Here is a 22291-nt window from a genome sequence, read left to right as displayed (position 1 = left end):
CTAATTGAATGCACGATGCCACGAATAAGCAACACGGGAGAGTGACCAGATGTCCAGCGAAACCATCTATGATTTCAGTGCCAAAGACATAAAAGGGCAGGATGTTTCGATGAAGGCCTACGAAGGCAAGGTTCTGCTTGTCGTGAATACGGCCTCAAAATGCGGTTTTACCCCGCAATTCGAGGGGCTGCAGGGGCTTTATGATGAGTTGGGAGGGCGCGGGTTTGAAGTGCTGGGGTTTCCCTGCAACCAGTTCATGAACCAGGACCCGGGCAATGACGATGCGATCAGCCAGTTCTGTTCCCTGAATTACGGCGTCAGCTTTCCGATGTTTGCCAAGATTGACGTCAACGGCGATGGCACCCATCCGCTTTTCCGTTTTCTGAAGCGGGAGGCCAGGGGGCTGATGGGCTCTGAAAAGGTGAAGTGGAATTTCACCAAGTTTCTGGTTAACCGGGAAGGGCAGGTCGTGCGGCGCTACGCGCCTACCGCGAAACCCGAGGATATCCGTGCAGATATTGAAAAGCTGCTCTGACTATGGCCGAAGATGATCAGATGCTGGCGCTGGATAACCAGATCTGCTTTGCCCTCTATGCGGCAAACCGGGCTGTAACAGCCCGGTACCGTCCAATGCTGAAAGAGCTGGGCCTGACGTATCCGCAGTATCTGGTGATGCTGGTCATGTGGGAAGCCGATGCCAGCGACAGTCAGCCTCGGGTTAGCGATGTGGGGGCCAGGTTGAGACTGGATTCAGGCACCCTGACGCCGTTGCTCAAACGCCTGGAACACCGTGAGCTGTTGCAGAGGGCCCGGAATGTTGAAGATGAGCGGGTGGTTCGCTTATGCCTGACCGGGGCGGGGCGGGCCTTGCGTGAAAAAGCTGCCAATGTTCCGCAGCAATTGCTCTGTGGTTTGGAGGTAGAGCCCGACAGGCTTCTCTCGCTCCGCCAGGAGCTCAGAAGCCTGTTGGCGGTTCTGGAGGCGTCTGAGACCAGCGCGAAATAACGGCCCTGAGCTGGTCGCGATTGTAAGGCTTGGTGATATAGTCGTTCATTCCCGATGCAAGACAGTCCTCCCGGTCGCCCTGCATGACGTTGGCCGTTACCGCAATCACGGGCAGCGACTGCCACTCAGGATTTTTCCGAATCGCCTGGGTGGCTTCGTATCCGTCCATAACCGGCATTTGGCAGTCCATAAGAACGAGATCGAACGCTTTGTTCTGTAAAGCCTCCAACGCTCTGAGCCCATTCTCGGCATGGTCTACCCGGTGTCCGAGTTTTTTCAGCAGGCTGGAGGCCACCAACTGATTTACCTGGTTGTCTTCAACTAACAGTATATCGAGCGCTCGGGTGGGCGAAGCAGTGTCGCCGGTGGCCGCGTCGGCCTGGCCGGCGGGTGGGCGGGCGTCCATCCCTGCTGCGCTGCAGAGGCATCGGAAAAGATCGTCGCGGCGCAGGGGGAGTGCAAGTATGCAGTGTCTTGGATGGTGGCTGGTTGCAGTGCCGCTCTGGTCAGCCAGGATGACGCCTTCACCGCGCCAGTCATTGGCAAATGCCAGGTTTTCGCTGGTTGAGTTGGCAGCATCAATCAGCAATATCCCGTCGGGATGCCGGCTGGCACTGCGCACCGGGACGCCCCAGGCGCGCAACTGGGATTCAATGGTCAGCCGGTGGGGGTTACTCTGGGGCAGCGCCATGGCAACACCGATACGGGCAATGCGTTGCAGCAACTCTGTGGTTATGCCTGCCTGATCGCCCTGATAAACCGGAAGTGGCAAAGTAACGGTAAAGTGGGTGCCAGAGCCTTCTTTCGAGTCCACCAGTATTTGCCCGTGCATACGCTCAACCAGCTGACGACAGAGTGTCAGCCCGAGCCCGGTGCCCCCGTAAAGCCGGGTTGTGTCGGTATCGGCCTGGGAAAACGGTGAGAAAATCCGGTGCAGGCCATCCCGCGACATACCAATGCCGGTGTCGATAATTTCCAGCCGCAAGCTGCCGCCAGACCAACTGGTTCGAACCTTGACCGTGCCGTCGTCGGTGAACTTGATGGCGTTACTGAGCAGATTGTTCAGAATCTGGCGGGTTCGGGTGGGGTCGCCAAGAAAGTGTTCCGGTAAATCGGGTGTGGTTTCGTTCACCAGATTGATGCCCTTGCGTCGAGCTTGTTGGGCGTGAAGGGTGGCGCACTCCTCAATCAGGCTTCTCATGCTGAAGGGAATGCTTTCCAGAGACAATTTTCCTGCCTCTACTTTGGAAATATCCAGAATGTCGTTAAGCAGGCCGAGCAGGCTTTCCCCGGCGTTGAGCGCAATTTCCAGCCGATTGCGCTGGCTGGTGTCCCGCTCACTTTCCAGTGCAAGCCCCAGCATCCCCAGAACTCCGTTCAGCGGTGTCCGGATCTCATGGCTCATACTGGCAAGAAAATTCGCCCGGGACCGGGCCCGGCGAACCGCGTCTTCTTTTGCGCGAACCAGGGCCCGGTTACCGCGTTGGAGCGCCTCATTCTTCTCCGAAATTTCCCGCGTCCGATCTTCCACCTCACGCTCAAGCTGGCTGGAATAGTTTTTCATGGCGCTTTCGGCTGAGCGCAGCCTGGCAACACTGATTTCCATATTGGCCAGGTGTTCGTTGATGATACCGACCATGGTTCCGATTTCATCGCCTTTGTGGTTCTCCGGGATAGGAAGCCGCACCTTTTCCGGAGAGCTCGCGCGAACCTGGCTCAAGGCATTGATGACATTCATCATCGGGCGGGTCAGGACAAAGTAAAAGATGGCGAGCAGGACCCCGGACAATGCCAGGCTTTTGAGCAGCCCGATAACCAGAGTGTTGGCGGCACGGGTGAGAAACTGGATGCCATAATGATAGGTATCGACAGTGACGACGAGTTGGCCCAGCGGCAGATCGGCCAGTTGTGGAACCTGCAGTTCTTTGTTGAACACCAGGCTGGCACCAAACAACAGATCACTTATCCAGCGATAGCGTGACACCGGGCTGCTTTGGCTGGCGGCTGCCATGGTCTGGCCATCGCTATCGATAATTCGGGCATCAATGGTCGCCGGGTGCTGCAGAAGGCCGTCAAGCAGTTCCTCGGCAAGGCGCACATCTATGTTGTAGGCGATTTGGGAGGCGGGGCTCTGGCTGATGCTGATCAGCGCGCGCACTTCGCTTTCCATGGAATCCCTGGCTGTGAAGTAATCCAGGGTGATCTGAAGCAGATTCAGAACCAGGCCCAGCGCCATGGCAACCAGCACTGTGTCGCGGGTAAGGCGGTAAGAGAGTCGTTGCCTGATTCTGTCAAACACGTTGTCCGGTCATCCTTGAAGTTTCTGGTGTTTGCGGGGCCGGAAGTCAGTCGTCGTAATCGGCCTTCTTCTTCCACATATCATCGTCTTGCAGGAAATTATCCCATTCCTTGTCCAGTTTGGAATGGCTCTCTGTGCCCGCGTTATCTCCGGCGCTCATTTCCTCCAGTTCCTTGATTCGGGTGCGGAAGCTTTTTACCGCTTTCATAGCCAACGGGTTATCTCGCGATTTGCCCATTTCGGTACTGGCGAGATGATAGGCATGAATGGCTTTGCGTATCTGGTTTTGTCGCATGAAATCTCTGGCCTGAAATACATGCAGGTCTGCGTGGGTTTTATGTACCAGGAACAGCACGTATTTGAGATTCTTTTTGGTCGTGGCGGCATCAATCCCGCCTGACTTGTGCATGGTCTCAATCAGCTTGAACAGCGACTGCAACAGGTCTTTGACATAGGTGGCTTTTTGCGGTGAATCGATTTTGACCTGCGGGCGGTGGTCGTTTTTCTCGAGCACCTGCTTTTTGGTTTGCGCAACGCTTTCACGCCATTGCTGAACCGGCTGTTCGCTTTTCAGCGCGGCCAGTGCCCGGCAGGCCTCGTCCATTCTTTTGAGCAGTAACAGCTTGATATCGGGTGTAAGGTACTGGCCCGGAATCTCGGTAAGCAGGCGGTAAGCCTTATTATAGGCGTCTTCCTGCGTTGTCATCTTGCGAACTCGCTCAATCCTGGCTTTTTCCCGCATCTGGCTGAACACGATGATAGCCAGGGAAACGGCAACGATCCCGACAAGCAGCAGCACAATGGTCGTGGTATCCATGATGTGGGAGGTGGCTCCGGATTGAATGAAAGACAGACCCCGGGGGGCGATAAGCAGACCCCCGATGTTATTCAGTAACGCCCTGAAAGCCTAGCAGAAATTCGCCAGTCCGTCCGCCTCTGGTTGCAATCCTGGCGTATTTTGCATTTATGACATGAATCCTGGGTTTGCGGTATATTGCGGAAATGAATAATACATTGCGTTTTTGGCTTTGAGGTCTGGCCCTGCATGGATATCTCCCGCGTTGATCTGAACCTGCTTGTGTATCTCGATGTGCTACTGCGAGAGCGCAACGTGACCAAAGCTGCCAATCACCTGGGCATTACCCAGCCTGCCATGAGTAACGGCCTGCGACGACTGAGGGACTTGTTCGGCGACCCTTTGCTGGTGCGAACCAGCGAGGGCATGACCGCGACCGAGCGGGCCCGGGAATTGCAACCATTGGTTCGGGCCATTCTTTCTGACATCGAACAGGCTGTGCAGGAGAAAACACCGTTTGCCGCCGGCGAAAGTCAGCGTGTGTTTCGGATCATGGCGAGCGATTACGCGGAATCCTGCCTCATGCCACGGGTCTTGCGCCGTATCCGCCAGGAAGCGCCACATGTAACCCTGGACGTTCTTACGCCGAGTGATGTGAGCTTTCTGGACGTGGAGCAGGGGCGTCTTGATATGGCCATCAACCGTTTCGACAAAATCCCGCAGTCGTTTCATCAGAAAACCCTCTGGACGGAGTATTTTGCGTGTTTGATGAACGCCCGCAATCCGATTCTGGTTGAACCGTTCACTCTGGATACCTATCTGGATGCCAGCCATATCTGGGTCAGTAAAACCGGGTTCGGGGTTGGCGTGGGGGTGAACCCGAAAGATGTGCAGCGATTGGGCTGGGTAGATGAAGCTTTGGGCCGGATGGGCCGAAAGCGTCAGATATCGGTGTTTACCCGGCACTATCAGGTGGCCATGTTGCTGGCAGAGCAGCATGATTTGATTGCCACCTTGCCCTCACGCGCTGCGTGGTTGCAGAAGGATAACGCCAACCTGGTGGTGAAGGTGCCGCCGTTTGCCATTCCACCCTTTGAGCTCAAAATGGCATGGAGCCCGTTACTCCAGCACAACTCGGATCATCAGTGGTTGCGTCGTCTGATTGTGGAGGTCGCGGAAGAAGTCGATGACGAATTTGCGCCGTTCGGGGCAAGTTTTGAATCGCCACAAGCGGTTACGGTGTCCCGATCAGATCGGTAGCTCACGCAATTCCATGGATGGGCGAGCGGCATCCCACATTTTCTGGAAGGCCTCCTCCATAAGCCTGACTCTGCGCCTGGCTGAAAAATCGGCGAACCCTTCGACGGTGTTAAAGCTGTGGCGGCAAAGCACGCCCTCCCGGTCGACCAGCAGGAAGGGGCGGTCCTCAGTGGGGTAATCGTCGTTTACCAACCGAAGTTCGATGCGACTGGTGAGCCGTCGCATCAATTCCACTAACGAATGCCGCCGTTGCACCAGAGCTTTGTCGTCGTGAATCAGCAGGCGTACTTCACTCAGGCGATGGCGGCGGGCGATGGCGGACACCAGCTCGCGCAATCGGTGACGGTCGTAAAATTCATGCTCCAAAGCACGATCATACAGCCAGAGCCTTTGGCCGGCCTGGCCGACCAGCGAATCCATGAGGCTGATAAAGGACGAAGGCTGGTCGAACAGCCAGGAGTCCTGATCCGCTCCCAGGATCAGTGGACTGTTCCGTTGGCCCTGCACACCATGGGCAAGGTCCGGCGCCAGACAGCGCATATCGAGATGGGGGATGCCTGCATCATCGTAGGGCACGACCGAGCAGACGTGGAATCCACACCGTTGATAAAAGCCGGTGGCATGTTCCTGGGCAGACAGGCGCAGTTCCTGGTAGCGACCCGCAGACTCCGCAATCAGGTGCCTGAGCAGCGCCTCTCCCACACCTTTACCCCTGGCCCCGGGCAACACAGCCATGCGGCCGATGTAGCCGGTTTCTTCCAGGGCCGAGAACATCCGGGCCGTGGCAACCGGCTGGTTTGAGCGATCCACTGCAAGATAATGATCGGCAATTTCGTCGGTGTCGTCCCACTCGAGTTCCGATGGTACGGCTTGTTCGTCGATAAACACCTGTTGGCGAATGTCGCGAACCGACGTCGGCGCCAGTTGCCAACTGTATTTTCGAAATCTCAGGTCCATGGCTTACTCGAAATAAATCGAACCCTGGTTGTAAAGTGTTGTTAACAGGCCCAGCAAGGCCTGGTCGCCGGAAAACTCTGCCAACGCCGCCATATCGAGCCGCGAACGGGCGCAGAGCAGTGGCGCCAACGGCCGGGCATCGCCCTTGAGCAGATACTGCTCGCCATCCACAAACAGGGCGGTTTCATCGTCCAGTTCATGATAGGCAAATCGTGAGCCTTCATTCCAGCGCAGCTGCTCTCCGGCGCGGATCGCGTTGGCCAGGTCCTCCGAGTCGGCCGGCTCCTCGGCCGGAACGACAATGTCCATGCTCTTGGGAGCGGTGGCAAATTGCCCGAACCACAAGGACAGATTGCGGCGATCGCCCAGTTGCTCCCGAATAACATCATCAAGCCGGTCGATTACGTCCGTGCCAATGGTGCCGGGATTGGCCTGCACCGACAGGTCGGGATCATCCAGGTGCTCGGACGCTTGTTCTTTCTGGCTGAGATAATCGGTAAAGCTGGTCAATACATCGTCGATGGTGGGTGCTCTGAAGCCTACCGACAGCGTAATGCAATCGTCTTCCGCCACGCCGTGATGGCCAATGCCCGGGGGCAGATACAGCATATCACCCGGCGCAAGGGTGACGGTTTCCTCGCCATCCCAGCTACTCAGAATTCTCAGGGGGGTGCCTTCTACCCGGGGCGAGGTATGGTCGCAGTGTCCGCCGAACGTCCAGCGACGGTGGCCTTGGGCCTGCAACAGGAACACATCATACATATCATAGTGGGGGCCAACGCTGCCGCCTTTCGGCGCGTAACTGGCCATAATGTCGTCCAGCCGCCAGTTGGGGATGAAGCGGAAGTTATCGAGCAGGTCGGCAATTTCCGGTACCCAATGGTCCAGCCCCTGAACCAGCAGGGTCCAGTCGTGCTCGGGCAGGTCGCTGAACCGTTCCGATGTAAACGGGCCGTTATGCAGTTGCCAGGGTTTGCCAGCATCGTTTTCGAGAACGATGCGGGACTCTACGGCCTCCTCGCAAGCGAGCCCGGCCAGTTCATCCTGGCTAACCGGGCATTGGAAGCCGGGAAAGGCCTGGCGGATAACCAGAGGTTTTTTCTGCCAGTAGTCGCGCAGAAATTCATTGGCTGTCAGTCCGCCAAGCATATCCATGGTGTTACTCCTGCCTAGATGTTGTTGGCCTGGTCGATCGCGTTTCCGATGTAGTTATCCGGAGTGAGGGCGCGCAAATCAGCTTTGGCCTGCTCGGGAATGTCCAGAGTCTCCACGAAATTCTTGATGACTTCCGGTGTCATCGCCTTGCCGCGTGTCAAATCCTTGAGCTTCTCGTACGGCTTTTCGATGTTGTAGCGGCGCATCACCGTCTGAATGGGCTCGGCCAGCACTTCCCAGGCTTGGTTCAGGTCTTCATTCAGGCGTACCGGGTTGATTTCCAGCTTGCCCAGACCTTTAAGTGTCGCCTCGTAGGCGATGAGGCTGTGGGCAAAGCCAACGCCGAGATTGCGAAGCACCGTGGAATCCGTCAGGTCGCGCTGCCAGCGGGAAATCGGCAGTTTTGCCGAAAGATGGCCAAAGATGGCGTTGGCGATGCCAAGGTTGCCCTCGGAGTTTTCGAAATCAATCGGGTTTACTTTGTGAGGCATGGTAGAGGAGCCCACTTCGCCGGCCACCGTCCTTTGCTTGAAGTAGCCCAGAGAAATATAGCCCCAGATATCGCGGTCCAGATCAATCAGAATGGTATTGAAGCGCGCGATGGCGTCGTACAGCTCGGCGATGTAATCGTGAGGTTCAATCTGGGTGGTGTACGGGTTCCAGTCGAGCCCAAGGCTTTCGATAAACGCTTTGGCATTGGCGGCCCAGTCTACCTGCGGGTAAGCGGAAAGGTGCGCGTTGTAGTTGCCCACTGCGCCGTTGATCTTGCCCATCAGCTCCACGGAGCGGATTTGCTTGAGCTGGCGACGCAGGCGATAGACCACGTTGGCCAGTTCCTTGCCAACGGTGGTGGGAGAGGCGGTCTGGCCGTGGGTTCGGGACAGCATGGGCTGGTCCGCATGGTCTTTTGCCAGCCCGGCCAGCTGATCAATGACCTTTTCCATGGCCGGCAGCAGGCCGTGATCCAGGCCTTCACGCAGCATCAGGGCGTGGGACAGGTTGTTGATATCCTCAGAGGTGCAGGCGAAGTGCACAAATTCAGTGACAGCATGAAGTTCCGGCACTGCGGCGATTTTCTCTTTGATCAGGTATTCAACGGCTTTGACATCGTGGTTGGTGGTGCGCTCGATTTCCTTGATGCGCTCGGCGTCGGCCAGGCTGAATTCGCTGACCAGTGTATCGAGGAAGGCATTGGCTTCGGCGGAGAACGTGGGCACTTCGGTAATGGCAGGGTGGGCCGCCAGTGCCTGGAGCCAGCGGATTTCGACAGTTACCCGGTTACGGATCAGGCCGTATTCACTGAAAATGCTGCGGAAGACGCTAACTTTGCTGCCATAGCGGCCATCGACCGGTGAAATAGCGGTCAGGGCGGTGAGTTCCATCGAAAACCTCTCAGTTCATCAAAGAAAAATCGGGACGTAAAATTGAAGGCACTTATGATACACCAGCCAGCTGGTTGAATCAGCGCAGCAGCTCGCGGGCGTGGTTGACGACCTTTTTGCGCTTGAAGAGCAGTTGCCAGCGGTGGCCGCCGCTTTGCCGCCATAACACTGCCGAGCGTATCCCCGCGAGCAGCAGGGCCCGGACTTTGTCGGCGTTTTCCGAGCGCTGGAGAATCTGTGGATTTCCGGTCACCTGAATTCGCAAGCGGTAGGTGCTGATGGTGTCGGCGTAGATCGAGGCCAGATTGCCAAGGAGGTTGCCATGGCTGTAGCCGAAGTGGCTGGCGGTGTGACGGGCCTGGTCAATGCGGTTACCGATTACCTGGAGCATCTCGGGATCGCGTTTCAGTTTCGATTCCAGCTGAATCAGGTTGAAAACGTATCGCAGGATTTCAACGTCCTGGGGGCGACCATGCTGTGCCAGCACCGTCGAGAGCACGGTCAGACCCTCGCGGATATCTGATATTTCACCGCCGTAGACATCGAGTGTGGAATCGGGATTGGTCGCAAATAAAGAGCGAACACAGGTTTCCAGGCTGGTTTCATTGCAGCTGCCGTTGTGGGCGATTTGTTGAACCAGAGCAGCGGCCTGGCACAATCCTCCCAGGGCCAGTGTCTGGTCGTGCAATGAATGGCTCATGAGCCAGAGCCCCCATCTTCGGTTTGCCGGAATCGCTCGGGCAGGGCCTCTCCGTCTCGCCAGGTCTCTTCAATGACACCACCACCCAGGCAGACTTCGTCAAGGTAGAACACCGCGGATTGGCCCGGGGTAACCGCACGCTGGGCCTCGTCGAAGACGACCTTTACGCCACCGTCAATCACGGTGATTTCACAGTCCTGGTCTGGCTGGCGATACCGGGTTTTTGCCTTGCAGCGGAACTGCTGTGCCGGCGGGGCGCCTGCGACCCAGTCGATCGGGCCGGACACCAGGCCCCGGGAAAACAGGAGGGGATGCTGCTTGCCTTGAACGGCGACCAATACGTTGCGGCTAAGGTCTTTTTCCGCGACATACCAGGGCTCGTCGCCGAACTCCGCCAAACCGCCAATGCCAAGGCCCTGGCGCTGGCCGATGGTGTGATACATCAATCCCTGATGCCGGCCGATAATTTTACCGTCTGGCGTTTCAATGTTGCCGGGCTGGGCCGGGAGATACTGTTTCAGAAAATCGGTAAACTTGCGCTCACCAATGAAGCAGATGCCTGTGGAGTCTTTTTTGTCGTGGGTAACAAAGCCCTGGGCCTCGGCGATTCGACGGACTTCCGGTTTCTCGAGCTCCCCGACGGGGAAGAGAGTGCGTGCTATCCGGTCACCGGATACGGCGTGCAGAAAGTAACTCTGGTCTTTGTTGGGATCGAGCCCTTTCAGCAACTGAGCTTTGCCGCTACCGTCCTGAAGCGGTCTTTGGCGGGTGTAATGCCCGGTGGCAATGTAGTCTGCGCCAAGGGTCACGGCGTAGTCCAGAAACGCCCTGAACTTCACTTCTTTATTGCAGAGAATGTCGGGATTGGGCGTGCGACCAGCACTGTACTCGGATAAAAAGTGTTCGAACACCCGGTCCCAGTACTCTGCAGCAAAGCTGGCGGTATGTAATTTGATGCCAATCGCTTCTGCGACGGCCTGAGCATCGGCCAGGTCGGTCATCGCGGTGCAGTATTCGGTGCCGTCGTCCTCGTCCCAGTTTTTCATGAACAGGCCTTCCACCTGGTAACCCTGATCTTTCAGGAGCCAGGCGGCGACAGAAGAGTCCACACCGCCGGACATTCCGACGATGACGCGGGTATCTTGGGGGGCTTGGGAATCGGGAGTCTGGATCATGGCGTCTGAATACCGCTTAAAACCGCTAATAGTAACATCATCCGCCGATTACGTCTGTCCATCGACAATGACATCGAGAGGGAATTTGCGTCCGTTTCGGTAATCCTCGATGCACTGCAGGACGAGCGGGCTGCGGAGTTTGTCGCCCAGACGCTTTATCTCTGCCGGCGTTAGCCAGTGGGGCGCAATAATGCCGTCATCGAGCTGGTCGGTGGCTTGATGTAGTGCCCTGGCGGCATAGCAGAAGCGGTAGTAGGTTACGCCGTTGGAGGGCGCCTTGTAAGTATAGATGCCAAGCAGATAGGTGGGTTCGACTTCCCAACCGGTTTCTTCCAGCGTCTCACGTTTTACCGCGTCCAGGATGGCTTCGTTTTCCTCAATGTGACCGGCCGGCTGGTTAAACACCACCTTGCCGCTGCTGAGCTCTTCCACCAGAAGAAAACGGCCCTGATGATCTTCAACGACTACCGCCACGGTGGCATGGGGTTTCCAGGTCATGATTGGCGTCGTCTCCTTTTGGCTTTTTTGGGGGTGTTCGGGGGAGTATCGGGCAGGTTAACCGTGATGCTTCGAAATTCGCCCGGCTGAAGCTGGTCGAGCGCCCAGTCTCCGATACTGGCGCGCACAAGCCGTAATGTGGGGAACCCGACGGCGGCGGTCATGCGGCGGACCTGGCGGTTTTTGCCCTCTTGAAGAGTCAGAGCCAGCCAGCTTGTCGGCACACTCTGGCGAAATCTGACCGGCGGCACCCGGGGCCAAAGTGCGGGTGGCTCAATCCGTTCCGCCTGGGCCGGCCGGGTGCGACCATCTTTCAGTTCCACACCCCGGCACAGCCTGGTAATGGCGTCGCTGGAGATTTCACCCTCCACCTGGGCCCAATAGGTTTTAGGCATCTTGTTGGTCGGGGAGGCTATGCGGTGCTGCAGGGCGCCGTGATCGGTAAGCAGTAAAAGCCCCTCCGAATCATAGTCGAGCCTGCCGGCAGGGTAGACTCCCGGTTGATCAATCCAGTCTGCAAGAGTGGCTCTGGGGTGGCTGGAACCTTCGTCGGTGAACTGACTCAACACGTGAAACGGTTTGTTGAAGAGAATCAGCTTCGCCATGATGAAGTCCTGTGCCTGAAATGCGCGAGAAGGCCAAGACTACTGCAAACTACTGTGTTTAAAAAGCACTAGCTCCCTTGCCGGCACTTTCTGCAGGAGGGAGGCCCCGCCAGTCTGCGGGTGGCTGGGAGGCCCCTTCAGGAGCCGGCGTCAGCCATTGACAGCGCGTGCTGCGTAGCGCTCGTTGCCGTCCGTCGATTCGCTGGTCTGATCCAGAGAGCCGACTCCGGTTTGTTGCCCCGAATGTTTGGCCGGCACCTCGTCAGGCACGATGTTCACGGCATGAACCCCTTTGTCGCTGGGCTTTTTGTCGAACGTGACGGTTTGGCCAGCCTTGAGGGTTTTGTAGCCGTCCATCTGTATGGATGAAAAATGGGCAAACAGGTCATCGCTGCAGCCATCTTCGATGATGAAGCCATATCCCTTGGCATTGTTGAACCATTTGACTTTGCCTGTTGGCATGATGAACTCCCCTGTTCCTTTGTTGTCTCACCGGGAGGCGCTGCTGGCTGCTCTGGCGTGGGTCGCTCCGGTAGGGCCGGAGTCGGCAGAGGGCCAGGCAGGCGCTCCTTTATTATTTGTTTTGTGTGCCGCATCCGCGGCGTTTTATCGTTCGCCCGGAGCCGTCACAGGCAATTTGTGCCATTTAAAGTTTCCGGTCGCCGGATTGATTATCGCCGGATTACACTTGGATGCACAAACTTACAGGACTTTACAATCCCGATTAACTTTCGTCCAAATGGGCGCCTGAGTCAAGTGCCGGTTATGTCAGAACAGGTAGTTCTGTAAGGTCTGGAAGCGGTATCATGCTCGTATTGATAAACAACGCACGCTTGCAGGTGGCATTCGCTTGAAAACACGCTGCCGCGCATCCACATTCAAACGACGAACCGAAAAACCGGTATTTGGACCATGCGGACAATTGAGAATTCTCTACTAGTATTCAATCAAGGGGAGGACGAACAGCCAGGGCATCACGAGGGTGTGAGTGTTGCGCCTGAAAAGCCTGCCCTGAAGCGCCCGGCACGCTATCGTGTTGTGCTCCTGAATGACGATTACACACCCATGGATTTTGTGGTTGAAGTGCTGATGACGTTCTTCGCCATGAACGAAGAGAAGGCGACGCAGGTGATGCTGCTCGTCCATACGCAAGGAAAAGCCGTATGTGGGGTATATACCCGAGATATCGCGGAAACAAAGGCAGCACAGGTGAACCAGTATTCCTCGGAATGCGAACATCCGCTCCTTTGCGAGATTGAACGTGCGGACTGACAGACTTTGGGGTGGCCCATGCTGAGTAAAGATCTGGAAATTACGCTGAATACGGCCTTCAAAAATGCCCGTGACAAGCGTCATGAGTTCATGACCGTCGAGCATTTACTGTTGGCCCTACTCGACAACGAGTCGGCGGTGGGTGTCCTGAAAGCCTGCGGCGCGGATCTCAAGCGCCTGGAGGACGAGCTGGTGGAGTTTGTGGATTCCACCACCCCGCTGATACCGAGTTCCGACAACGAGCGTGAGACGCAACCCACCCTGGGATTCCAGCGGGTGTTACAACGGGCGGTGTTCCATGTGCAATCCTCCGGCAAGAAAGAGGTCACCGGCGCGAATGTGCTCGTGGCAATTTTCAGCGAGCAGGAGAGCCAGGCCGTCTACGTGCTCAAGAAACAGAATGTGGCGCGCATTGATGTTGTCAATTACGTGTCACACGGCATTTCCCGGGTGCAGGGCGCTGAAGATCAGGAAGGCGGAGACCATGCTGCCCACGACGAAACCGTGGAGGAAGGAGGGCAGCAGTCCCGCCCGCTGGAAAGCTACGCAACCAACCTGAACGAGCAGGCGCGTCAGGGGCGGATTGACCCCCTGATTGGTCGTGAGCACGAGGTGGAGCGGGTGGTCCAGATTCTGGTTCGCCGCCGCAAAAACAACCCGCTGCTCGTGGGTGAGGCCGGTGTGGGCAAAACGGCGATTGCCGAAGGCCTGGCCAGGCGTATTGTTGATGAGCAGGTGCCGGAGATTATTTCCGACGCCGAGGTGTATTCCCTCGATATGGGTGCACTGCTGGCGGGAACCAAGTATCGCGGTGATTTCGAAAAGCGTTTGAAAGGTCTGTTGAGCGACCTGAAGAAGCAGAATCACGCCATTCTGTTTATTGACGAGATCCATACCATCATTGGTGCGGGCTCCGCCTCCGGTGGCGTTATGGATGCGTCAAATCTCCTGAAGCCCATGCTCAGCTCTGGTGAATTGCGGTGCATCGGGTCCACGACCTTCCAGGAGTTCCGCGGCATCTTCGAAAAGGACAGCGCGCTGGCGCGTCGTTTCCAGAAAATCGACGTTAATGAACCGAGCGTTGAGGATACCTACCAGATTCTGAAAGGACTGAAGCCCAGCTTCGAGAAGCATCACGATCTGAAATACACCGACAAAGCACTGCGGGTGGCTGCGGAACTGGCTGATCGCTACATCACTGATCGTCACTTGCCCGACAAGGCGATTGATGTGATTGATGAGGCGGGTGCCCGCCAGCGGCTGGTGCCGGAAGATCGCCGGAACAAAACCATCGACGTGACCGACATCGAGGATGTGGTAGCCAATATCGCCCGCATTCCGCCGAAAAATGTCTCTACCAGCGACAAGGACCTGCTCCGTAATCTCGAGCGAGACCTGAAGATGGTGGTGTTCGGGCAGGATCCTGCGATTGAGTCCCTGTCTACCGCGATCAAGCTGGCCCGCGCAGGTCTCAAGGCGCCGGAGAAACCCGAGGGGGCGTTCCTGTTTGCAGGGCCGACCGGTGTGGGTAAAACCGAGGTTACCAAGCAGCTTGCCAAGGTGCTGGGTATCGAGTTGGTGCGGTTCGATATGTCGGAATATATGGAGCGACATACGGTTTCGCGCCTGATCGGTGCGCCCCCGGGGTATGTTGGTTACGACCAGGGCGGCCTGCTGACCGAAGCGGTCAACAAGCATCCGCATTGTGTGTTGCTGCTGGATGAAATCGAGAAAGCGCACCCCGAAGTCTTCAACCTGCTCTTGCAGGTGATGGATCACGGTACGCTGACCGACAACAATGGCCGCAAGGCGGATTTCCGGCACGTGATTCTGGTGATGACCACCAATGCGGGTGCCGAAAGCATGGCGCGCCGGTCCATTGGCTTTAATGAGCAGGACCACAGCACCGATGGCATGGAGGTGATCACGAAGACCTTCACGCCGGAATTCCGGAACCGTCTGGACGGCATTATTCAATTTGCCGACCTGCAGAAAGTGACCATAACCCACGTAGTGGACAAGTTCCTCACCGAGTTGCAGGCGCAACTGGACGAGAAGCATGTTGTGCTCCATGTAGACGAAGACGCCAAGCTATGGCTTGCGGAAAGGGGCTACGATGTGACTATGGGGGCACGGCCGATGGCACGTCTGATCCAGGATAAGATCAAGCGGCCCCTGGCAGAGCAGATTCTGTTTGGTCGTCTGTCAGATCACGGGGGGGATGTGTTTATTCGCCTCAAGGATGATGAGCTGGCATTTGAATACGAGGATGAGCCGGCTGAAGCCGTCTGAGATGAAAAAGCCCCGCAGTAGCGGGGCTTTTTTTCAGATGTCAGCTCGGACAATCAGCGGGCACGGTAAACAATACGGCCTTTGCTCAGGTCGTAAGGCGTCAGTTCAACCTTGACCTTATCGCCGGTCAGAATGCGGATGTAGTTCTTGCGCATTTTTCCGGAGATGTGTGCGGTTACAACGTGGCCGTTGGAAAGCTCGACCCGGAACATGGTATTGGGAAGGGTGTCGATAATAACGCCTTCCATTTCAATGACATCTGATTTCGCCATTCAGTAGAAACCTCGTTGGATGATCTTTTCGGTGATTTGAAATGGCGCAATTCTGCCTGATTTCTTCTCGTTTGGCAAAAATCAGTCGCCTGTTAACTCACGCCAATGCCCGTCTCTCAGCGCTTCTATGGGCTTGAAGCGGGTTTTATAGTTCATTTTGCGGCATTCTTTGATCCAGTATCCCAGGTACAGGTGCGGCAGGTCTCGTCGCCGGGCCTCTTCGATCTGCCAGAGCACCGCAAAGGTACCCAGGCTCCGATGCTCCAGTTCAGGCGAGAAAACGGTATAAATGGCCGACAGGCCATCATCCAGCAGATCGACGGCCGCCAATCCTACCAGTTCACCGCCCAGGGACATTTCAAGAAACCAGGAGTCGGTTGCACCCTCTACCAGAAAAGAGGTGAATTGTTCCCGGGAAGGTGGATACATATCGCCATCGCGGTGACGTTCTTCGATGTAGTGCTCGTACAGGCGGTAATAGCGCTCACCGAATGCGGCCGGCACCAGCTTGCAGTCAAGGTCGGCGTTTTTCCGTATGATCCTGCGTTGATTCCGGTCCGGCTTGAACTGGTTCACCTGAAGCCTCACCGGTACACAGGCGTTGCAGTTTTCACAATGGGGACGGTAGTAGTGAGAGCCGCTGCGGCGAAAACCAAGGGCGGTGAGCTGGCTGTACAGTTTTTTGTCAATCCGGGCCCGGGGGTCCACAAACATTGTGGTTGCCTCCCGGTCCGGTAGATAGCTGCAATCGTGGGGGGGCGTTGCAAAGAAAACGAGCGTTCTGAGATTACTCATTTCACCTCCGCCCTGGCCACATCCAGCGGATATGCCAGTCTGTCTGTTCCGGCTTTCGATCGACACATGCCCTGAGTATAGATAAGAACTCGGCTCTGGGGATACTTCTTGCGCCCATGGTCAGCAGGTGATCGCTCTCGACCTGGCAATCCATCAGCTGGTATCCGGATTCTCCCAGCTGATGGGCCAGATGAACCATCAGTACTTTGGAGGCATTGGTCTCTAGCGAGAACATGGACTCGCCAAAGAAACAGCGGCCAATGGCCAGCCCATACATTCCCCCGGCCAGTTCATTGTTACGATTCCAGACTTCGATGGAGTGGGCGATGCCTCGTTTGTGCAGTTCCGTGTAGGCGGCAATCATCTCGTCAGTGATCCACGTGCCCTCCGCCCGCGTTGTTGCGCACAGACGGATAATCCGGCCAAAGCACTGATCGGTGGTGACATGGAAGCGGCTCTGATTCAGAGTCCGGCGCAGGCTGCGGGAAACATGGATGTCGGCCGGGAAAAGCACGCATCTTGGGTTCGGTGACCACCAAAGAATGGGTTGGTCGTCACTGAACCAGGGGAATATGCCGTTCCGGTATGCCAGCACCAGGCGTTCGGGCGACAGATCGCCACCCACGGCTAGCAGGCCCTCAGGGTCCTCCAGAGCTTCATCGGCAGGAGGAAACCAGAGTTGATCGGTGTTTAGCCAGGGTAGCGACGTCATGGTGCCTTTGGGCAATCAGTCTTGCTGGTCCAGGAATTTCTCGGCATCAAGTGCCGCCATGCACCCGAATCCGGCGGATGTTACCGCCTGGCGGTAGACATGGTCGGCTACGTCTCCAGCCGCAAAGACGCCGGGAATGCTTGTTTGCGTAGCCATGCCTTCCAAGCCGGAACGAATACGGATGTACCCGTTGTTCATGTCCAGCTGCCCCTCGAACAGGCTGGTATTCGGTTTATGGCCAATGGCGATAAACACACCTGCCAATTCCAGATCCTGGGTGCTGCCATCTTTCATGCTCTTGATGCGCATCCCTGTTACGCCGGTGCCGTCGCCAAGCACTTCGTCGAGGGTATGGTCCCAGATGATATTGACGTTACCGTTTTTCGCTTTTTCAAAAAGCTTGTCCTGCAGAATTTTTTCGGCGCGAAGCGTGTCCCGGCGATGCACCAGCATCACCTCATCCGCAATGTTGGACAGGTACAACGCTTCTTCCACGGCTGTGTTGCCGCCGCCGATCACGGCAACTTTTTGTTTGCGGTAGAAAAAGCCGTCACAGGTGGCGCAGGCTGAAACACCCTGTCCCTTGAATTTCTCCTCGGATTCCAGGCCCAGGTACATGGCCGAGGCACCGGTTGAGATGATCAGGGCATCGCAGGTGTATTCGCCGCTGTCGCCTTTGAGCCTGAACGGGCGGCTGTTCAGGTCGGCTTCGTTAATCGTGTCGTAGACGATGCTGGTTTCGAAGCGCTCAGCGTGCTGCTGCATTCGCTGCATCAGTTCCGGGCCCTGAACGCCGTCGTTGTCACCTGGCCAGTTATCAACATCGGTGGTGGTGGTTAGCTGGCCACCAACTTCGATGCCGGTGATCAGGGTTGGATTCAGGTTCGCGCGGGCCGCGTACACGGCCGCAGTGTATCCGGCGGGGCCGGAGCCAAGAATGATCAATCGGGAATGTTTGGTTTCGCTCATTTGGGTCTCGCTACCATGAAATAAACGTGTTCAGCGCCGGAGAGGTGGCGCTGATCCGCTGAAAATGGCCAAAGGCTACCATGAATTGAGGGAGCTGCCATTCGTTTGCGCCAATGCTGCTTATAAAACCTTGCTATGTGCTCAGGCCGGGGTCATTCAAGCACGGAGATGGTTGTCAGCAGTTGCCGCACCCGCTCCCGGGCTTTTCCGGATTCTCCCTGCTCCAGCCGGTGCTCTGCAACAGCGGGGAAAACGGCCTGCACGTCATCGGGCAACACGTGGTTGCGGCCCTCCATGAGGGCCCAGGCTTTGGCGGCTCGCAGCAGGCCAAGGCCGGCCCGGGGCGATAATCCGTAGAGCAGCCCGGGCATTCGACGGCTTTGTTCCAGTAGTCGTTGCAGATAATCCAGCAGTGCCGGGCTTGCCGACACCTTGTCCACGGATTGTTGCAGTGCTACCAGTTCGTCGTGGGGAAGCAATGTATTCAGGCGTTCGGTCAGGTGTTTCCGGTCTTCGCCTTCCAGCAATTCCCGCTCCGCTTTCGGGTCGGGGTAGCCGAGCCTGAGCCGCATCAGGAATCGGTCAAGCTGGGACTCTGGCAGAGGGAAGGTGCCACCTTGCTCGATCGGATTCTGGGTGGCAATGACAAAGAAGGGCGCTGGCAGGGGGCGGGTTTCCCCCTCGATGGAGACCTGTCTTTCTTCCATGGCCTCAAGAAGGGCACTCTGGGTACGCGGTGACGCCCGGTTGATCTCATCCGCAAGCACCACTTGCGCAAAGATCGGTCCCGGGTGAAAAACCAGGCCACCGGCCTGTTTGTCGTACACGGAATAACCGAGGACATCCGCCGGAAGAAGATCGTTGGTGAACTGGATGCGCTGATAGCTCAGCCCCATGATTTTCGCCAGGGCATGAGAGAGGGTAGTCTTGCCCATGCCGGGGATATCTTCAATCAGCAGGTGCCCCCGGGCCAGCAAGCCGCACAGGGCCAGCCGTACCTGGTTTTCCTTACCCAGCAGAATGGTGTTGAGGGCGCTGACAACGGTGTCCATTTTCTCTTTCATACTGGCCTCAGTCCCTTACCCGTTTCAGTATGTCGCCGTAGGCATCGATGCGACGGTCGCGAAAATAGGGCCAGATGCGGCGGATCGCTTCCGTACGCTGGCGGTCGAGGGTTACCGACAGAATGCACTCGTCACTGTCGTTGCCGCGTGCCAGAAATTCACCCTGGGGCCCGCAGATAAAGCTGTTTCCCCAGAACCGGATGCCCTCGCTGTGCCCGGATGGATCGGGTTCGGTGCCGACCCGGTTAGGGGCGATAACCGGGAGGTTGTTAGCGACGGCATGGCCGCGCTGCACGGTAACCCAGGCTTCCAGCTGTCTGGTCTGTTCTGCCGGGTCGTCGGTAACGTCCCAGCCGATAGCGGTCGGGTAAATGAGGATTTCCGCGCCTGCAAGCGCCATCAGCCTGGCCGCCTCCGGGTACCATTGGTCCCAGCAAACCAGAACCCCCAGTTTGCCAATGGAGGTCTGGATGGGCGTGAAACCATTGCGGCCGTCGTTAAATGTGGCATCGCCAGGGGTGAAGTAAAACTTTTCGTAGAAGCCGGGGTCGTCCGGAATGTGCATTTTCCGGTAGAGGCCGGCAAGGCTGCCATCGGTATCCAGCACCACGGACGTGTTGTGATACACGCCGTTCATGCGGCGCTCGAAAATGGAGCCTACCAGAACGACTCCCAGCTCCTTCGCAAGCCCGGATAGCCGTTCACTGGTGGGCCCGGGAACCGGTTCGGCGAGTTCGAACAGGGCCGTGTCTTCGGTCTGGCAGAAATACTGGGTGGCGTGCAGCTCCTGCAACACAATTAACCGGGCGCCTTCTGCAGCCGCCTGCCTCACCAGCCGTTCAGAGGTGGCCAGGCTTTCACTTTTGTCCGGGCTGCACGGCTGCTGGATAGCCGCTACTCTGAGCTGCGCGGCCGGTTGTTTGTTGCTCATAGCTCAACCACTCCGGCAGGAATCTGCATGGTCACGCAATGCAGGCTGCCATGCTGATGAATCAGTGGGCGGCAATTAACGGGGATGATTTCACGCCCCGGGAAAATGCCGGCAATAACTTTCAGTGCCTCTTCGTCCTGGGGGACATCATAGACAGGCATCAGAACGGCGCCGTTGATGATCAGGAAGTTTGCATAGGTTGCCGGCAGCCGGTCGCCTTCTTCGTCATGAATCGGATCGGGCCAGGGCAGCGGGGTGAGGCGGTAGGGGGTTCCGTCAGCCTGCCTGAATTCCTGCAACTCTTCTTCCATGGCCGCGAGCGCGCTGTAGTGTTCGTCGGCGACGTCCGGGCAGGCCACGTAACAGATATGGTCGGCAGCGCAGAAACGGGCCAGAGTATCAATATGGCTGTCGGTGTCGTCGCCCTTGAGGTAGCCGTGGTTGAGCCAGAGAATCCGCTGGGCACCAAGCATTTCCTGCATCGTTTTCTCGATAGAAGCCCGGTCCAGTGAGGGGTTTCTGGAGGGTGTCAGCAGACATTCGCTGGTGGTGAGGATGGTTCCCTGGCCGTCGGATTCGATCGATCCGCCTTCCAGGACAAAATCGACGGCTTCCAGAGGGTGTTTGCCAAAAACACCCGCATTCGCCAGGTGGCGATTAAGCGCGTCGTCTTTTTCCCACGGGAATTTATTGCCCCAGGCATTGAAGCGAAAATCCAGCAGCATCGGCCCTGCGTCTGTCGCGACGGTCACAGGGCCGTGGTCCCGTGCCCAGGTATCGTTGGCCGGAGCGGGAACGGTCACAACCCGCCCGGGCAGGTCGTGTGCTTCGGCATAGTCGTTCAGTTCTTTGCCAAGTTTTTGCAGGCGTGCCACGAATTCGCAACTGATGACCAGGTGTTCAAAGCGGAGTATGGCTTTGGCGATGGCTTCGAAGACGGGCTCAACATCGGCCATTCGTGCAGCCCAGTCCGTTCCCGGATGAGGCCACGTTAGCATGACAGCACTTTGGGGAGCCCATTCCGCAGGCAACGTACGTCTGGAGGTCACGGTATAACTCACCTTGATTTGCAAAAAGTCGCCAGTCTATACGACCTGCGCTGGCAGTGCATTGTTGCCGTTCGGCACGGTCGTCGGCGCTTTTGATTTGGCCCGGGTCAGTCGTTTTGCTGTTTTACTACCGAGTGCAGTACGCGATTATTCTCGAAATAGACGACAAAGTTCTGATAATGCCATTGGCTGATAGGGGGTTGGCCAACCGGCCCCCGGATGTCCGCCGGCGCACCCCAGCGGTTGCGCACAGAGTTCTCGCTCATGCCGTTGGCGGGCAGGCTGATCTGGCTGCGGTCCGCCTGACTGCCCACTGGCACCTTCAACTCTTCAGCATGAACCATGGGTGCCGTGCCGGCGCATACGGCCGTGGCCAGCATAGCGGCGGCCAACACGTTGCGGTAGTTTGTCATAGAGGGTCTCCAGTAATGGCGGGTGACTGCACCCGTGCAATGGCAGATGAATAAAGCGTAATATCCCGAAAAACCTGGCAAAAGTCAGTGTTTTTTTGCATCTTACTCCTTTTGCCTTTGCCGAATCTGCCATCGCATCACATGACGGGCAATTTGCTGACGATCGCTGTCATCCAGATCAACGAACAGGGCGTGAACCCGCGTGTCGCCTGAATCGTTTTGTTCGGTTGCGATAACTTCTGCGACGGCTCTGGGCTGGTACAGTTCCGGGGGCAGGGTCATGCGGATTGCCAGATGATCACCGGTTTCAAAACTCGCGGTGGGTCTTGTGAAACACAGCCCGCCCTCGCTGAGTGTCACATCCTGCCAGTCCTCCGGTTGCAACGGATTTTGCTCAAAGGCGATAATGCGCGCCAGCGTATCGATCTTGCTGTTGAGAGACTTGATCAGTCCGGCCAGCAGGCGATCGCGCTCTGCCAGGCTCGCCAGATGCGCCCGAACATCCTGGTCCAGCCGCTGGAACTCGGCTTTCAGGGCGGCCAGAGGAGAATGGTTGAATGGGTCGTCGCCAGCGTGAGCTTTGTCGAGACGAGACACTTCCAGCCCGATCCGGTCTTCGATCCGGAAGAATTCCCGGCGTTCCCGTTGGCCATTAATGCTCGGCGGTGTCTTATTCTGGCTTGGCATCCT

The 22291-nt window shown here is 57.1% G+C and carries 24 protein-coding genes; 5 read left to right on the top strand and 19 right to left on the bottom strand.

What is annotated here, in order from left to right; genetic code table 11:
- Window positions 1-49: 49 nt before the first annotated feature.
- Entirely contained in the window at window positions 50-535 is a 486-nt protein-coding gene (locus tag ACP2AU_RS01945; protein WP_426374086.1) for a glutathione peroxidase, read from the top strand.
- 2 nt (window positions 536-537) lie between these two features.
- Window positions 538-1005: a MarR family winged helix-turn-helix transcriptional regulator gene (locus ACP2AU_RS01940; protein WP_426374085.1), complete on the top strand. Its 468-nt coding sequence runs from the start codon at window positions 538-540 to the stop codon at window positions 1003-1005.
- Here the strand turns inward: ACP2AU_RS01940 and ACP2AU_RS01935 are convergent.
- Together ACP2AU_RS01935 and ACP2AU_RS01930 are read right to left on the bottom strand one after the other, a co-directional pair.
- Entirely contained in the window at window positions 956-3304 is a 2349-nt protein-coding gene (locus ACP2AU_RS01935) for an ATP-binding protein (RefSeq protein ID WP_426374084.1), read from the bottom strand. The genes ACP2AU_RS01940 and ACP2AU_RS01935 overlap by 50 nt on opposite strands.
- Window positions 3305-3350: 46 nt before the next feature.
- The gene (locus tag ACP2AU_RS01930) at window positions 3351-4121 is read right to left on the bottom strand and encodes a hypothetical protein (RefSeq protein WP_426374083.1); all 771 of its coding nucleotides are present in this window, start codon (window positions 4119-4121) and stop codon (window positions 3351-3353) included.
- 228 nt (window positions 4122-4349) lie between these two features.
- On the opposite strand from ACP2AU_RS01930, the gene ACP2AU_RS01925 reads away from it, so the two are divergent.
- Window positions 4350-5360 (top strand): LysR family transcriptional regulator, encoded by a 1011-nt coding sequence (locus ACP2AU_RS01925; RefSeq protein ID WP_426374082.1) that lies wholly within the window; start codon window positions 4350-4352, stop codon window positions 5358-5360.
- On the opposite strand, the gene ACP2AU_RS01920 is transcribed toward ACP2AU_RS01925, so the two are convergent.
- The 8 genes from ACP2AU_RS01920 to cspD all read right to left on the bottom strand — a co-directional run bounded on the left by ACP2AU_RS01920 (window position 5349) and on the right by cspD (window position 12294).
- Entirely contained in the window at window positions 5349-6317 is a 969-nt protein-coding gene (locus ACP2AU_RS01920) for a GNAT family N-acetyltransferase (protein WP_426374081.1), read from the bottom strand. The two genes, ACP2AU_RS01925 and ACP2AU_RS01920, sit on opposite strands and share 12 nt — an antisense overlap.
- Before the next feature lie 3 nt (window positions 6318-6320).
- The gene (locus tag ACP2AU_RS01915) at window positions 6321-7472 is read right to left on the bottom strand and encodes a JmjC domain-containing protein (RefSeq protein WP_426374080.1); all 1152 of its coding nucleotides are present in this window, start codon (window positions 7470-7472) and stop codon (window positions 6321-6323) included.
- 14 nt (window positions 7473-7486) lie between these two features.
- Entirely contained in the window at window positions 7487-8854 is a 1368-nt protein-coding gene (gene purB / locus ACP2AU_RS01910) for an adenylosuccinate lyase (protein ID WP_426374079.1), read from the bottom strand.
- A gap of 79 nt (window positions 8855-8933) precedes the next feature.
- A complete protein-coding gene (hflD, locus tag ACP2AU_RS01905) occupies window positions 8934-9554 on the bottom strand; it encodes a high frequency lysogenization protein HflD (protein WP_426374078.1) in 621 nt (206 codons plus the stop codon).
- Window positions 9551-10726 (bottom strand): tRNA 2-thiouridine(34) synthase MnmA, encoded by a 1176-nt coding sequence (gene mnmA / locus ACP2AU_RS01900; RefSeq protein ID WP_426374427.1) that lies wholly within the window; start codon window positions 10724-10726, stop codon window positions 9551-9553. The genes hflD and mnmA overlap by 4 nt, the downstream gene beginning before the upstream one ends.
- A gap of 51 nt (window positions 10727-10777) precedes the next feature.
- Window positions 10778-11227, bottom strand: a complete 450-nt coding sequence (locus ACP2AU_RS01895) for an NUDIX hydrolase (protein ID WP_426374077.1) — start codon at window positions 11225-11227, stop codon at window positions 10778-10780.
- A complete protein-coding gene (locus ACP2AU_RS01890) occupies window positions 11224-11832 on the bottom strand; it encodes a pseudouridine synthase (RefSeq protein WP_426374076.1) in 609 nt (202 codons plus the stop codon). The genes ACP2AU_RS01895 and ACP2AU_RS01890 overlap by 4 nt, the downstream gene beginning before the upstream one ends.
- A 150-nt stretch (window positions 11833-11982) precedes the next feature.
- The gene (cspD, locus tag ACP2AU_RS01885; protein ID WP_426374075.1) at window positions 11983-12294 is read right to left on the bottom strand and encodes a cold shock domain-containing protein CspD; all 312 of its coding nucleotides are present in this window, start codon (window positions 12292-12294) and stop codon (window positions 11983-11985) included.
- A 450-nt stretch (window positions 12295-12744) separates the two neighbouring features.
- On the opposite strand from cspD, the gene clpS reads away from it, so the two are divergent.
- Window positions 12745-13104 carry an ATP-dependent Clp protease adapter ClpS gene (clpS, locus tag ACP2AU_RS01880; RefSeq protein WP_426374074.1) on the top strand — a complete coding sequence of 120 codons (360 nt, stop codon included), beginning with the start codon at window positions 12745-12747 and terminating at the stop codon, window positions 13102-13104.
- A gap of 18 nt (window positions 13105-13122) precedes the next feature.
- Window positions 13123-15396, top strand: coding sequence for an ATP-dependent Clp protease ATP-binding subunit ClpA (gene clpA, locus ACP2AU_RS01875; RefSeq protein WP_426374073.1), 2274 nt, complete (start codon window positions 13123-13125; stop codon window positions 15394-15396).
- Between the two features lie 53 nt (window positions 15397-15449).
- Here the strand turns inward: clpA and infA are convergent, their stop codons facing one another.
- The 9 genes from infA to ACP2AU_RS01830 all read right to left on the bottom strand — a co-directional run bounded on the left by infA (window position 15450) and on the right by ACP2AU_RS01830 (window position 22288).
- Window positions 15450-15668 carry a translation initiation factor IF-1 gene (gene infA / locus ACP2AU_RS01870; RefSeq protein WP_014421226.1) on the bottom strand — a complete coding sequence of 73 codons (219 nt, stop codon included), beginning with the start codon at window positions 15666-15668 and terminating at the stop codon, window positions 15450-15452.
- 81 nt (window positions 15669-15749) lie between these two features.
- On the bottom strand, window positions 15750-16463 hold the full coding sequence (locus tag ACP2AU_RS01865; RefSeq protein WP_426374072.1) for an arginyltransferase: 714 nt from the start codon (window positions 16461-16463) through the stop codon (window positions 15750-15752).
- A 1-nt stretch (window position 16464) separates the two neighbouring features.
- Window positions 16465-17175: a leucyl/phenylalanyl-tRNA--protein transferase gene (aat, locus tag ACP2AU_RS01860; protein WP_426374425.1), complete on the bottom strand. Its 711-nt coding sequence runs from the start codon at window positions 17173-17175 to the stop codon at window positions 16465-16467.
- A gap of 15 nt (window positions 17176-17190) precedes the next feature.
- Window positions 17191-18144: a thioredoxin-disulfide reductase gene (gene trxB / locus ACP2AU_RS01855; RefSeq protein ID WP_426374071.1), complete on the bottom strand. Its 954-nt coding sequence runs from the start codon at window positions 18142-18144 to the stop codon at window positions 17191-17193.
- Window positions 18145-18296: 152 nt separating this feature from the next.
- On the bottom strand, window positions 18297-19208 hold the full coding sequence (locus ACP2AU_RS01850) for an AAA family ATPase (RefSeq protein ID WP_426374070.1): 912 nt from the start codon (window positions 19206-19208) through the stop codon (window positions 18297-18299).
- A 7-nt stretch (window positions 19209-19215) separates the two neighbouring features.
- Window positions 19216-20139 carry a carbon-nitrogen hydrolase gene (locus tag ACP2AU_RS01845; RefSeq protein ID WP_426374069.1) on the bottom strand — a complete coding sequence of 308 codons (924 nt, stop codon included), beginning with the start codon at window positions 20137-20139 and terminating at the stop codon, window positions 19216-19218.
- Window positions 20136-21188, bottom strand: coding sequence for an agmatine deiminase family protein (locus ACP2AU_RS01840; RefSeq protein WP_426374068.1), 1053 nt, complete (start codon window positions 21186-21188; stop codon window positions 20136-20138). Before ACP2AU_RS01840 ends, ACP2AU_RS01845 begins: the two co-directional genes overlap by 4 nt.
- Before the next feature lie 107 nt (window positions 21189-21295).
- Window positions 21296-21601, bottom strand: a complete 306-nt coding sequence (locus tag ACP2AU_RS01835; RefSeq protein WP_426374067.1) for a hypothetical protein — start codon at window positions 21599-21601, stop codon at window positions 21296-21298.
- 102 nt (window positions 21602-21703) lie between these two features.
- Window positions 21704-22288, bottom strand: coding sequence for a PilZ domain-containing protein (locus ACP2AU_RS01830; RefSeq protein WP_426374066.1), 585 nt, complete (start codon window positions 22286-22288; stop codon window positions 21704-21706).
- Window positions 22289-22291: the final 3 nt, after the last annotated feature.

Source organism: Marinobacter sp. VGCF2001, assembly GCF_049943275.1.
GTDB lineage: Bacteria > Pseudomonadota > Gammaproteobacteria > Pseudomonadales > Oleiphilaceae > Marinobacter.
The sequence above is the reverse complement of the archived record's forward strand: the minus strand, read 5'-3'. Positions and strand labels throughout refer to the sequence as shown.